At 65.8% G+C, this 12,517-nt stretch carries 10 protein-coding genes; 4 read left to right on the top strand and 6 right to left on the bottom strand.

Going from position 1 to position 12,517, the window contains the following annotated elements; genetic code table 11:
- A partial coding sequence (locus tag IC50_RS37100; RefSeq protein ID WP_162131543.1) for a M10 family metallopeptidase C-terminal domain-containing protein occupies window positions 1-1,605 on the bottom strand: 1,605 nt, incomplete at its 3' end.
- Window positions 1,606-1,797: 192 nt separating this feature from the next.
- On the opposite strand from IC50_RS37100, the gene IC50_RS37105 reads away from it, so the two are divergent.
- On the top strand, window positions 1,798-2,100 hold the full coding sequence (locus IC50_RS37105; RefSeq protein ID WP_035716611.1) for a hypothetical protein: 303 nt from the start codon (window positions 1,798-1,800) through the stop codon (window positions 2,098-2,100).
- Between the two features lie 131 nt (window positions 2,101-2,231).
- Window positions 2,232-3,425 (top strand): CaiB/BaiF CoA transferase family protein, encoded by a 1,194-nt coding sequence (locus IC50_RS37110; RefSeq protein WP_035716613.1) that lies wholly within the window; start codon window positions 2,232-2,234, stop codon window positions 3,423-3,425.
- A gap of 128 nt (window positions 3,426-3,553) precedes the next feature.
- On the opposite strand, the gene IC50_RS37115 is transcribed toward IC50_RS37110, so the two are convergent.
- The 5 genes from IC50_RS37115 to IC50_RS37135 form a co-directional block, all read right to left on the bottom strand.
- On the bottom strand, window positions 3,554-5,071 hold the full coding sequence (locus IC50_RS37115; RefSeq protein WP_035716615.1) for a tripartite tricarboxylate transporter permease: 1,518 nt from the start codon (window positions 5,069-5,071) through the stop codon (window positions 3,554-3,556).
- A gap of 12 nt (window positions 5,072-5,083) precedes the next feature.
- The gene (locus IC50_RS37120; RefSeq protein WP_035716616.1) at window positions 5,084-5,626 is read right to left on the bottom strand and encodes a tripartite tricarboxylate transporter TctB family protein; all 543 of its coding nucleotides are present in this window, start codon (window positions 5,624-5,626) and stop codon (window positions 5,084-5,086) included.
- A gap of 61 nt (window positions 5,627-5,687) precedes the next feature.
- Window positions 5,688-6,674 (bottom strand): Bug family tripartite tricarboxylate transporter substrate binding protein, encoded by a 987-nt coding sequence (locus IC50_RS37125; RefSeq protein WP_050991200.1) that lies wholly within the window; start codon window positions 6,672-6,674, stop codon window positions 5,688-5,690.
- A gap of 146 nt (window positions 6,675-6,820) precedes the next feature.
- Window positions 6,821-7,618: an enoyl-CoA hydratase/isomerase family protein gene (locus IC50_RS37130; protein ID WP_035716622.1), complete on the bottom strand. Its 798-nt coding sequence runs from the start codon at window positions 7,616-7,618 to the stop codon at window positions 6,821-6,823.
- A gap of 30 nt (window positions 7,619-7,648) precedes the next feature.
- Window positions 7,649-8,848, bottom strand: a complete 1,200-nt coding sequence (locus IC50_RS37135) for a pyridoxal-phosphate-dependent aminotransferase family protein (RefSeq protein ID WP_035716626.1) — start codon at window positions 8,846-8,848, stop codon at window positions 7,649-7,651.
- A 205-nt stretch (window positions 8,849-9,053) separates the two neighbouring features.
- On the opposite strand from IC50_RS37135, the gene IC50_RS37140 reads away from it, so the two are divergent.
- On the top strand, window positions 9,054-12,059 hold the full coding sequence (locus IC50_RS37140; RefSeq protein ID WP_050991201.1) for an FAD-binding and (Fe-S)-binding domain-containing protein: 3,006 nt from the start codon (window positions 9,054-9,056) through the stop codon (window positions 12,057-12,059).
- On the top strand, window positions 12,052-12,480 hold the full coding sequence (locus tag IC50_RS37145) for a GlcG/HbpS family heme-binding protein (RefSeq protein WP_035716630.1): 429 nt from the start codon (window positions 12,052-12,054) through the stop codon (window positions 12,478-12,480). The genes IC50_RS37140 and IC50_RS37145 overlap by 8 nt, the downstream gene beginning before the upstream one ends.
- The last annotated feature ends 37 nt before the right edge of the window (window positions 12,481-12,517 follow it).

The following is a 12,517-nucleotide window of genomic DNA, read 5'->3' on the forward strand; positions in this document are numbered from 1 at the left end:
GCCGTTGAGATCCTGCTGGAGCGTCGGTTCCAACGCCTGCAGGGACGCATCGGTCCCCAGCACTTCGGAGGCCGCGGCGAGCGTGGTCAGGAAGTTGCCGTTGCTGTCCGTGCTCCACACCGAATAATGCTGGGTCGATGAACTCTTCCAGACGACGTCGTAGCCGCCCGACACCTGCTCGGCGCCAATGACCGTCCACACACCCCAATTCGCCGCGATCACCGCAGATCCCGCATATTTCAGCACAGGTCCGGTGCCGGTCGAGATGCTGTCCAGGTGGTAGTTGCCGCCGGACCGGACCACGCTGGTCGATCCGAACGTCTCGATCACAGTCGTCGTCAGGCTGGCGCTACCGGCCGTGCCATCCCCAAACTGGAAATACTCGACTGCTGCAACGGTATCGGTGCCGTCAGGTGAGCCACTGCGCAGGTCGGTCAGGGTGAAGGTCTGTGCCGCCGCATTGTAAGAAATCGTGTAGCTGGCCTGGCTGCCCGAATACACTGCCGTGTCGGTGCCTGAACCGCCATTGATGGTATCATTGCCCGCACCGCCGGTGATCGTGTCGTTGCCGCCGCCGCCGTTCAACGCGTTGGCGATGGCGTTGCCGACAATCGTGTCGTTGCCGGACCCGGCGATGGCGTTGTCGATATAGGAGCGCGCGTCGCCGTTGTAGAGATAGGCGTTGTAGACGTTGCCGGACGCGTAATGGCCGTCGCCGAGATAGGCCCGCTGCACCAAGGAGAACAGCGACGAGGCACCGGGATTGAGATTGATGCTCAGGTTCGTCGTGTAGTTCGACAGGTCGTAGGTGTCGACGCCGCCGCCGTCCCAGACGGTCTCGTAAATGCGGTTGGCCGAGCCGCCGGTGCCGCCGCCCGGCGCGAGCTGCCCGACGCCGTCGATGAACTGCTGCCCCGTGTTCGGATCCCAGGTGTAGACGGTGTTGCTGCCCTGGGTCGTGTAGTCCGCGCCGTACATCGTCTGAAGCGCGAGGATATCGTTGGCCATGTAGGTCTGCGGATAGCCGTACGCTTCGTTGGTGTAGCCGGTCGTGGTCGAGGCGCCGACATAGCTGCGATAGCTCATGACGGTATATTCGCTGTCGTCATGCGCGCTCGGCACCGCGACGTTCGCGGGGCCGCCCGTCTCCTGGCTGTGCTTGAGGCCGACGGCATGGCCGAGCTCGTGCAGCGCGGTGGTGAAGTAGTAGTTGCCGAGCTTGGCCAGCGAGAAATTGTATTGAGTGCCGAACCAGATGTCGCCACCGGACGCATAGTTGCCGGGATAGTAGGCATAGGCAGTCGGATTGGCCGCCGGCGACTGCGCGATCATGATATCGGCGCCGTTCGTGCCCGCGTACTGGATGTCGGCGTTGGTGTAGCTGAGGATCAGTCCGATCGCGTAGTTGATCGCCCCCTGGATTTGGCTGGGCACCGAGGCAAAGCCCGAGGTGGTCGGCTCACTGCTGCCGCCGGTGTACGGATTGGCGTAGTCGCCGGGCGAGTCGGGAAAGCTGTAGGTGATGGCGCCCGACCATTTGTAGCCCGACAGCAGGCCGTCGATGTCGGCGTTGTTGGTCTTGGTGACCGTGACAGCGGTGGCCAAAGAGAGACTCCGAAACAGCAGGCCCCGTCGTGTTCGAGGCGTTAACGGATCATTCTAGCTAGAGAGCTGAACGTTTGGTTTAAATTTGGCGAGACCGCCCGGACCTCCGCCGTAATGCGCCGTTAGCCATGGAAACCCGTAATCATACGGGCGCGAACAGGGGCTCGCGCCGTCTGTCATTTGCAGGGTTTCATGAGACGACGTTCACTCCCAGCCGGCCTGTTTGGAGCCCTTATGATGCTCGCCGGGCTCGATCACATCACCCTCGGAGGACTGCCCGCCATGGTGGAAAAGGCCAACGCGGATAACAGCGGCAAGGCAGGACGCGCCCCCTCCATGCCAATGGCCCGCGATCCTGCCGTCGCGGTGGCGGAGGAATACGAAGCCGCCCGCCGGAAGGGAACACGGGAAGCGTTCGAGCTCTTCATTGCGCGGCACGGTGATGATCCCTTGGCCGAGCAGGCGCGCGCGGACTTGAAGCGCCTGTCGCGCTGACCCTCTACGCACCGCAGCAAAGCCGCTTCAGGCATGGCGTTTCGGCAGGCGGCATCCGCATCTGACCAGGCTTGCCGCAAGGTCTTTCGGCACTATGGTAGGCGCCGCAATCTGTCCCGGAGCCCTTCAAGATGCCCTTTCCGCATGCCTCGGAAGCCCTGTCGCGTTTCACCGTGCTCGATCTGACCCGCGTCCGCTCCGGGCCCACCTGCGTGCGCCAGCTCGCGGACTGGGGCGCCAACGTCGTCAAGATCGACGCGCTGACCGAGGACGCCGGCGGCGAGCAGCCGGGCGGCCCCCGGCGCGGTTCCGACTTCCAGAATTTGCACCGCAACAAGCGGGCCATGACGCTGAACCTGAAGGACGAGCGCGGGCTCGCCGTGTTCAAGCGCCTCGCCGCCAAAGCCGACGTCGTGGTCGAGAATTTCCGGCCCGACGTGAAGAAGAAGCTCGGCATCGACTATGACAGCCTCGCCGCGATCAACCCGGGGATCGTCTATGGCAGCATCTCCGGCTTCGGCCAGGATGGCCCCTACCACAAGCGGCCGGGCTTCGATCAGATCGCGCAGGGCATGGGCGGGCTGATGTCGATCACCGGGGCGCCGGGCGAAGGCCCGATGCGGGTCGGCATTCCCGTCGCCGACCTCACCGCAGGCCTGTTCTGCGCCATGGGTATCCTCACCGCGCTGCTCGAACGCGAGGTCTCCGGCAAGGGCCAGTGGGTGCAGACCTCGCTGCTCCAGGCCCAGATCTTCATGCTCGACTTCCAGGCCGCGCGCTGGCTGATGGAGAAGGAGGTCGCCAGGCAGGCCGGCAACAACCACCCGACCAGCATCCCGACCGGCGTGTTCAAGACCTCCGACGGCTACATCAACATCGCCACCACGGGGGGGCGGATCTGGGAGCGCTGCGCGCAGGCGATCGGCGCGCCGGAGCTCTATGCCCATCCCGACTATGCGACGGCCCCGGCCCGCTCCAGGAACCGCGACGCGCTCAACGCCGAGATCGAAAAGCGCACCGTGACGAAGTCGACCGAGACCTGGGTCCGCGAGCTCAACGAGGCGGGCGTGCCCTGCGGTCCGATCTATGCCATCGACCAGATGTTCGACGACGCTCAGGTCAGGCATCTCGGCATTGCGCAGGACGTGCCCAACGACGAGGGCCGCCATATCCGCCTGGTTGGTCAGCCCGTGACGCTGTCGCGCACGCCGAGCAGGATGGTGGCGCGGCCGCCGGAATTCGGCGAGCAGACCGACGAGGTGCTGAAGGAGTTCGGCTTCGGCGCGGACGAGATCGCAAGGCTCAGGGACGCCAAGGTGGTGTGAATCTCACGCGCAACGCGTCCAACGACAAAGCCCGGCGCGAGCCGGGCCATGCTTCCTGCTGGACGCCTCTGTCGAGAAATTCGGGCTTCGCGCTCCAGCTCTGGGTGATCTTGCCGTCCGCCGCCCGCTCATTGCGGGGTCGCCCCGGCCCGCTGCGTCCATCCAACGCGACCGAGCAGGCCGTCGATGACCGGCCAGAACAGCAGCACGATCGCCAGCGTCGTGATCGAGCCGACCAGGCCGTTCGACCAGAACACCTTCAAGGTTCCGCCCGAGCCGATCATCGACAGGCGGAAGGCATCCTCGGCGCGGTTGCCGAGCACGAGCGCGAGGGTGAACGGCGCCAGTGGAATGCCGATCTTCTTGAAGACGTAGCCGACTACGCCGAAGCCGAGCATCAGCCAGATGTCGAACATCGCGTTCTGGATCGCATAGGCGCCGATCGCGCAGGACACCACGATCATCGGCGCCACCGCGGCAAACGGCACGCGCAGGATAGAGGCGAAGATCGGCACGGTCGTCAGCACCAGCACGAGGCCGACGACATTGCCGAGATACATCGAGGCGATCAGGCCCCAGACGAAATCCTTGTGCTCAACGAACAGCAGCGGCCCCGGATTGAGCCCCCACACCATCAGGCCGCCGAGCAGGATCGCCGCGGTGCCGGAGCCGGGAATGCCGAGCGCCAGCATCGGCAGCAGCGCCGAGGTGCCGGAGGCATGCGCCGCCGTCTCCGGCGCGAACACGCCCTCGATGCGGCCCTTGCCGAAACTTTCGGGCTGCTTGGCGAAGCGCTTGGCGAGGTTGTAGCCCATGAAGGACGCCGCGATCGCGCCGCCAGGGGTGATGCCGAGCCAACAGCCGATGAAGGAGGAGCGCAGCAGCGTCACCCAGTATTTCGGCAGGTCCTTCCAGACGCCGAGCACGACGCGGAGCGAAATGCCCGCCGCATGTCCCCGCAGCGCCAGCCGCTCCTCCATCGTCAGCAGGATCTCGCTGATGCCGAACAGGCCGATGACGGCGACCAAGAAGTTGATGCCGCGGAGCAATTCCGACGAACCGAAGGTCATGCGGAGGCTGCCGGAGACGGTATCCATGCCGATGCCGGCGAGCAGCAGCCCCAGCGACATCGAGATGACCGTCTTGTGCTTGGCTTCGCGCCCGAGGCCGACGAAGGAGCAGAAGGTCAGCAGGTAGACCGCGAAGAACTCCGGCGGGCCGAACTTCAGCGCAAAGGACGAGATCATCGGCGCAAGGAACGTGATCAGCAGCACCGCGACCAGCGAGCCGACGAAGGAGGAGGTGAACGCCGCAGTCAGCGCCTCCGCCGCCCTGCCCTGCTGCGCCATCGGATAGCCGTCGAACGTGGTCGCGACCGACCAGGCTTCGCCCGGGATGTTGAACAGGATCGAGGTGATGGCACCGCCGAACAGCGCGCCCCAATAGATGCAGGACAGCATCACGATCGCCGAGGTCGGGTCCATCGTGAAGGTGAGCGGCAACAGGATCGCGACGCCATTGGGACCGCCGAGCCCGGGCAGCACGCCGACGAAGATGCCGAGCACCAGCCCGACCATCATCAGCACGAGCGTCTTCCAGGTCAGCAGGACGGCAAAGCCGTGGAGCAGGAGACCGAGAGCTTCCATCGCGTCGCCCGCCTAGCGGCCGAGAGCCGCTTCGAGCGGCCCCTTCGGCATGATGACGTCGAAGGCGATGTCGAAGGTGACGAACATGATCGCCGTGAACACGAAAGCGGTGAGCAGCGACTTCCACAGCGCGATCTTGCCGACGAGCCGCATGAAGCCCGCGATCAGGAGGAAGCTCGCGACATAGAGGCCGAGGAACTGCGTCACCAGGCAGAACAGCAGCGTCGGCACGAACACCGCCATCACGCGGCGGCCTTGCGCGCGCGTGACGAAGGTCTCGCGCGCCGCGCGATGCGCGACGAGCGCCACGATCAGGCCGTAGAGGCTGCCGCCGCCGAGAATGATGGAGAGGTAGAACGGGAAATAGCCGGGTTCGGGCCCGGTCGCATCCCAGGACGCGCCGGTGCGCCAATTGTCGTAGCCGAGCGTGACGGCAAGGGCCAGCAGCAGGAGGCAGACGACGACCTCGATCGTGCCGGAAGACACGACAGAGGGGGAGTCGTCCTCAGGCGCGGTCGGATCGTCGACGACGATTTCAAGATCGGTCTGGGACATGAGCGAGCAACAAATGCTGTGGCCAATCCCCTCTCCCCGCAAGCGGGGAGAGGCGAAAGAGCTACTTCGCGACGAAACCGGCTTCCGACATCAGCGACTTGTTCAGCGCATCGTCCTCCTCGAGGAACTGCACCATGTCCTTGCCGGTGAGGAAGATCGGCTTCAGCGCCTGCTTCTCCATGTACTCCTTGTATTCCGCGGTCTGCGTCACCTTGTGGAACAGATCGACATAGAACGCCTGCTGCTCCGCCGTGACCTTGCCGGGCAGGAACATCGCGCGCAGCATCAGGTACTGCACGTCGACGCCCTCCTCCTTGCAGGTCGGGATGTCGGCCCAGGACTGGGTGTCCGTCACCTTGCCGGCGTAGGAGATGCGCTCCTTGTCGAACACGCAGAGCGGACGCACCTGGCCCGCGCGCCAGACTTCGAGGTTCTCGCTCGGATTGTTGACGTTGGCTTCGGTGTGGTTGCCGACCAGCTGGGTCGCGGCCTCGCCGCCGGACTTGTAGGGCAGATAGGAGAACTTCGCGCCGGTCTTCTGCTCGAGGAACACCGTGAGCACGTGGTCCTCGCGCTTGGAGCCGGTCCCGCCCATCTTGAACGGAGAGCTCGCGGCTTTCGCGGCTGCGACGAAATCCTTCACCGTCTTGGGACCTGCGCTGTTGTCCCAGAGAACGAACTGGTCGAGCGCGACCACGGAGACCGGGGTCAGCTCACGCCAGTTGAACGGGATCTTCGCCGACAGCGGCAGCATGTAGATCAGCGAATAGGCGATCAGCACCTTGTTCGGGTCGCCCTCGCTGGACTTCATGTACATCAGCGCTTCCGCGCCCGAGGCGCCGCCCTTGAGCGAGACGACCATCGGCTGCTTCATCAGATTGTTCTTCTGGATCGCGGCCTGCATCATCCGCGCCATCTGGTCGGAGGCGCCACCCGCGCCGGCCGCAACCACGATCTCGACCGGCTTCGCCGGTTCCCAGCCGGCGAAGGCCGGCGTGCTCAACAACAGCGCCGTCGCGGCGCCGACGGCTTTCACTGGAATTCGCACGAGTTTCGTCCCCCGATGTTTTTTTGGCTTTGTAGTGCGGAAAATTCTATTCCTGCATTGTGCGGACTAATACTGACGAGTTCAAGCCGGCCGGCAATTCAACGCATATGACTTTCGACTGACGAAGCCGAAAGCTCCTGGCGCTGTTACCTGCCCTTCCAGACGGGCGCCCGCTTGTTGAGGAAGGCGTCCATGCCCTCGCGGAAATCCTCGCTCATATAGGCCTTGAGGATCAGGTCCTCGCCCTCCTCGCGCGATAGCGTGCGGCGGATGCGGCGCACCGCTTCCTTGGTCGCTTCCAGCGTCAGCGGCGCGTGGCTGGCGACGAGCTTCGCGGTCTCGTCGGCGCGGCGTTGCAGCGTCTCCACGTCGGGCACGACCTCGTTGAGCAGGCCGAGCGCCAACGCTTCCTGCGCCTCGACGAGGCGCGCCTTGAAGATCATGTCCTTGGTGCGGGCGGGACCAACCAGCGCGACCACGCGGCTGATGTTGGACATCGACAGGCAGTTGCCGAGCGTGCGCGCGATCGGGAAGCCCATCCGCGTCGTCTCGGTGCCGATGCGGAGGTCGCAGCAGGCCGCGATACCGGCGCCGCCGCCGGTACAGGCGCCCGCGATCGCCGCGATCACGGGCACGCGGCACTGCTCGAGCGTGCCGAGCACGCGGTCGATGCGGGCCTCGTAGTCGAGCGCGTCCTGTGCGGTCTTGAACGCGCGGAACTGCGAGATGTCGGTGCCGGAGGCGAACGCCTTGTCGCCGGCGCCGGTCAGGATCAGCGCCTTGATCGAGCGATCGGCGTTGATCTCCTGGCAGATCTCCGCCATGCGGTCATACATGGCGAAGGTCATCGCGTTGCGCGCCTGCGGGCGGTTGAAGGTGATCCGCGCGATGCCGTCCTGGACGGAGTAGAGCAGGTCTTCGTTGGCGGTCGTCGGTGCGTTCATCGCGCAATCTCTTTCTTCAAGTTGGATGGATCAAGCCACCTGGGCCTTGGCCATCGGCATTACGTCGCGTCCCTTCAGGACGTCCATGGCCGCCAACACGCCACCGCTCCTGTGCGGGATCTTTGCAAGATCCAGGCCCATCTCGACGCCGGCAAGCGTGCCCATCAGCATCAGATCGTTGAAATGGCCGATATGGCCGATGCGGAACACCTTGCCCTTGACCTTGTTCAGGCCGGTGCCGAGCGACATGTCGAAATTTTCCAGCACGACCTTGCGGAAAGCGTCGGCGTCGTGTCCTTCCGGCACGCGCACGCCGGTCAGCGCCGGCGAATGCGCGGCGGGATCGGCGCATTGCGTCTCCAGGCCCCAGACCTTGACCGCGGCGCGCGTCGCCGCGCTGTGGCGCTTGTGGCGGGACCAGACATTCTCCAGCCCCTCCTCTTCCAGCATCTTGACCGCTTCGCGCAGGCCGTAGAGCAGGTTGGTCGCGGGCGTATAGGGGAAGGTGCCGAGCTTGTTGAAGTTGATGACTTCCTGCCAGTCCCAGTAGGAGCGCATGCCGGGGTTGGCCTTGGCGGCCGCGAGCGCTTTCTCGGAGACCGCGTTGAAGCCGAGCCCCGGCGGCAGCATCAGGCCCTTCTGCGAACCCGCGACCGAGACGTCGATGCCCCAGGCATCGTGCTCATATTCCATCGAGCCGAGGCCGGAGATGGTGTCGACCATCAGCAGCGCCGGATGTTTCGTGCGGTCGAGGATCTTGCGCACTTCCGCGGGCGGCGTCACGCAGCCGGTCGAGGTCTCGTTGTGGACGACGCAGACCGCCTTGATCGCGTGCTGCTTGTCCGCGGCAAGGCGCTTCTCGATCTCGGCGAGATCGGCGCCATGGCGCCAGTCGCTCGGGATGAAGTCGACGTCGAGCTTGAACTTGTCGGCGATGCCGCGCCAGAGCACGGCGAACTGGCCGGTCTCGCACATCAAAACCTTGTCGCCGGGCGCAAACACATTGACCATTGCCGCTTCCCAGGCGCCGGTGCCCGACGAGGGGAAGATGATCACGGGCTGCTTGGTGCGGAACACCCGCTGCATCGCGGCGAGAACCGCGAAACCGAGCTCGGCGAACTCCGGACCGCGATGGTCCAGCGTCGGCATGTCCATCGCCCGCAGCACCCGGTCGGGCACGTTGGTCGGTCCTGGAATCTGTAGGAAATGCCTTCCAGTATGCACGGTCATCGGCGTCCTTCCCGGTCGTTGAGGCTGTCTTGGCTCTGACTTCCGTCAGCCCGCATTGAGGGCTCCGGCGAGCCGCTCGCATATCACTATTCGCCGGGCTTGTCCCTCGCCCGGCGGGCTCCGTCAATGCACAAGAAGCAGGGCTCGCTTGCCAAGGAGCGTGACGGGAGGCAAGACGGTGCCGGCGAACAGGCGAGAGCGGATCATGGCGGCGGAAGTGGCTGGAAAATCACCGGAATCGGTTCAAAAGGACGGTCTTGCCGCGCGTCTGGCCCGGGAGATCACCGGCGACGTCCTGTTCGACCGCTTCAGCCGCGGCCGCTATGCTACCGACGCCTCGTTCTACCAGATCGTGCCATCAGGCGTGGTGGTGCCGCGCAGCATGGACGAGGCGCTGCGGGCGCTGGCGATCGCCCGCGACGAGGGGCTGAAGGTCACCCCTCGCGGCGGCGGCACCTCACAATGCGGCCAGACCGTCAATGACGGCCTGGTGATCGATCTCTCCAGGCATCTCAACCGGATCCTGTCGCTCGACGTCGAAGGCCGCACCTGCGTGGTCGAGCCCGGCATCGTGCTCGACGACCTCAACCGCCAGCTCAGGAAGCACGGCCTGTGGTTTCCGGTCGACGTCTCCACGGCCTCGCGCGCCACCATCGGCGGCATGGCCGGCAACAATTCCTGCGGCGGCCGCAGCCTGCGCTACGGCACCATGCGCGACAACACGCTGTCGATGGAGGCCGCGCTCGCGGACGGCACGCTCAGCCGCTTCGGCGAGGTGTCGCGCGACCTGTCCGACGTCGAGGCCGGCGACGGCACCCGCGCCCTGTTCCGCGACATGCTCGATCTCGGTGCGCGCGAGGCCGACGAAATCGCGGCGCGCTTTCCAAAGGTGCAGCGCCGGGTCGGCGGCTACAATCTCGATGCGCTGGTGCCGCGCAATGCGCCGAACAACATGGCGCATCTCCTGGTCGGCTCGGAAGGCACGCTGGCCTTCACCACCAAGGTCGAGCTGAAGCTGTGGCCCGTGATCCGCAACAAGGCGCTTGGGGTCTGCCATTTCGGCAGCTTCTACGAGGCGATGGACGCGGCCCAGCATCTGGTGAAACTCAAGCCGATCGCGGTCGAGCTGGTCGACCGCACCATGATCGCGCTCGGCCGCGACATCGCGATGTTCGCACCCGTCATCTCCGCGGCGATCAAGGGCGATCCGGATGCCGTGCTGGTGGTCGAATTCGCTGAAGAAGACCAGGCGGACAATCTGTTGCGTCTCAAGCAGCTCGGCGAGCTGATGGGCGATCTCGGCTTCGGCTGGAGCAACGACACGCGCAAATGGGGCGGCGTCGTCGAGATCACCGAACCCGCGCTGCAGGGCGGCATCGCCGATTTCCGCGCCGCCGGTCTCAACGTCATGATGTCGATGAAGCAGGAGGGCAAGCCGGTCTCCTTCGTCGAGGATTGCGCGGTGCCGCTGCCGCACCTCGCCGACTACACCGCGCGGCTGAATGAGGTGTTCGCCAGGCACGGCACCAGCGGCACCATGTATGCGCATGCCTCCGAGGGCTGCCTGCACGTGCGGCCCGTCCTGAACCTGAAGCTGGAGAAGGACGTCAAGGCGATGCGCGCCATCGCCGAGGAAGCCTTTGCGCTGGTGCGCGAATACAAGGGCTCGCATTCCGGCGAGCATGGCGACGGCCTGGTGCGCTCGGAATTCCACGAGACCATGTTCGGCGCGCGTCTCGTCGCCGACTTCAAGGAAGTAAAGCAGCGCTTCGATCCCGACGGCGTGCTCAATCCCGGCAAGATCGTCGACGCGCCGAGGATGGACGATCGCTCGCTGTTCCGCTACCGGCCCGACTATCGCGTCGGCGAGCTGAAGACCAGGCTCGACTGGTCGGCTTATCCCGGTGCCGGCGGCGGTTTCCAGGGCGCGGTCGAGATGTGCAACAACAACGGCGCCTGCCGCAAGCTCGAAGGCGGCGTGATGTGCCCGTCCTACCGCGCCACACGCAACGAGAAGGACGTCACCCGCGGCCGCGCCAACACGCTGCGTCTTGCGATCTCCGGCCAGCTCGGCGCCGATGCGCTTTCTTCGGACGAGATGATGGAGACCTTTAAACTCTGCGTCTCCTGCAAGGCCTGCCGCCACGAATGCCCGACCGGCGTCGACATGGCCAAGATGAAGATCGAGGTTCTGGCCGCGCGCGCCGTCACCCACGGCCTGACATTGCGTGACCGGCTGGTCGGCTACCTCCCGCGCTACGCCGGCCTTGCGTCGCGCCTCGCGCCGCTGGCGAATTTGCGCAACCGCAGCCCGTTTCTGCGAAAGCTGTTCGAGCGCTTCGCCGGCATCAGCGCGCGCCGCGCCCTGCCCGCCTTCCGCCGCGACGTGTTCGTGCCGCCGGCTGCCAGCGTCGGCCCGGAGAGCGGCCGCGAGGTCGTGCTGTTCGCCGACACATTCAACCGCATCTATGAGCGCGAGAACCTCGACGCCGCGCTGCGCGTGCTCGCGGCCGGCGGCTATCGCGTGCATCTGCCGAAGCCCGCGAACGGCAGCCGCCCGCTCTGCTGCGGCCGCACCTTCCTCTCCGCCGGCCTCGTTGATGAGGCGAGGACCGAGCTCGACCGGCTGGTGGCTGCCTTCGCCCCGTTCGCCGCGCGCGGCGTGCCGATCATCGGCCTCGAGCCGAGCTGCCTGCTGACACTGCGCGACGAGCTTTCATCGCTGCGCAAGGACGATGACGCCAAGGCGGTCGGCGCGCACGCGCTGACCTTCGAGGAGTTTCTGGTGCGCGAGGCGGAAGCCGGCCGGCTGCAACTGCCGCTCGGCAGCGTTGCCGACAAAGCCGTGGTGCATGGCCACTGCCACCAAAAGTCCTTTGGCGCCTTCAAGCCGGTCGAGCAGGTGCTGCGGCTCGTTCCGGGCCTCGCGGTCGAGACCATCGAATCGAGCTGCTGCGGCATGGCCGGCGCGTTCGGTTATGGCGCGGACACCTATGACGCCTCGATCGAGATGGCCGAGCTGTCGCTGCTGCCCGCCGTGCGGCGCGCGGACCAGGATACGCTTGTCGTCGCCGACGGCACCTCCTGCCGGCACCAGATCCACGACGGGGCGCAACGCGAGGCGCTTCACGTCGCGCGCGTGCTGGCGATGAGCCTCGATCGCGCTGAAACCAACTCCAATCCCGTTGCAAAGGAACCCAGCCATGGCTGAACTGACTCTCGACGTTGCCCGCAAGATCCTCGACGCCGCCTTCGCAAAGGCCGGCGAGCTGAAGCTGAAGCCGCTGGTCGTCACCATCCTGGACGCGCGCGGCGTGCTCAAGCTCGCAGCCGCGCAGGACGGCACCAGCCTGATGCGCGCCGAGATCGCGCACGGCAAGGCCTATGGCGCCCTCGCCATGGGCATGGGCTCGCGCGCCCTGTTCCAGCGCGCGCAGGAGCAGGCCTATTTCATCGATGCCGTGAACACGATCGCAAAAGGCGCGCTGGTGCCGGTCCCAGGCGGCGTGCTGATCATGGACGGCGCGACGCTGCTCGGCGCGGTCGGCGTCTCCGGCGACACCTCGGACAATGACGAGGCCTGTGCGGTCGCCGGCATCCAGGCGGCCGGGCTGAAGGCCAACGCGGGGTGAGACGCCGTGATGCCGTAGGGTGGGTTAGTCTTACTGC

Origin of the sequence: Bradyrhizobium genomosp. I (2014), from assembly GCF_000261685.1 — a bacterium.
Lineage (GTDB): Bacteria > Pseudomonadota > Alphaproteobacteria > Rhizobiales > Xanthobacteraceae > Bradyrhizobium.

Coding starts and splice junctions, on each gene's coding strand:
- IC50_RS37105 (WP_035716611.1), top strand. CDS start 1,798: ATGAGACGACGTTCACTCCCAGCCGGCCTGTTTGGAGCCCTTATGATG.
- IC50_RS37110 (WP_035716613.1), top strand. CDS start 2,232: ATGCCCTTTCCGCATGCCTCGGAAGCCCTGTCGCGTTTCACCGTGCTC.
- IC50_RS37115 (WP_035716615.1), bottom strand. CDS start 5,071: ATGGAAGCTCTCGGTCTCCTGCTCCACGGCTTTGCCGTCCTGCTGACC.
- IC50_RS37120 (WP_035716616.1), bottom strand. CDS start 5,626: ATGTCCCAGACCGATCTTGAAATCGTCGTCGACGATCCGACCGCGCCT.
- IC50_RS37130 (WP_035716622.1), bottom strand. CDS start 7,618: ATGAACGCACCGACGACCGCCAACGAAGACCTGCTCTACTCCGTCCAG.
- IC50_RS37135 (WP_035716626.1), bottom strand. CDS start 8,848: ATGACCGTGCATACTGGAAGGCATTTCCTACAGATTCCAGGACCGACC.
- IC50_RS37140 (WP_050991201.1), top strand. CDS start 9,054: ATGGCGGCGGAAGTGGCTGGAAAATCACCGGAATCGGTTCAAAAGGAC.
- IC50_RS37145 (WP_035716630.1), top strand. CDS start 12,052: ATGGCTGAACTGACTCTCGACGTTGCCCGCAAGATCCTCGACGCCGCC.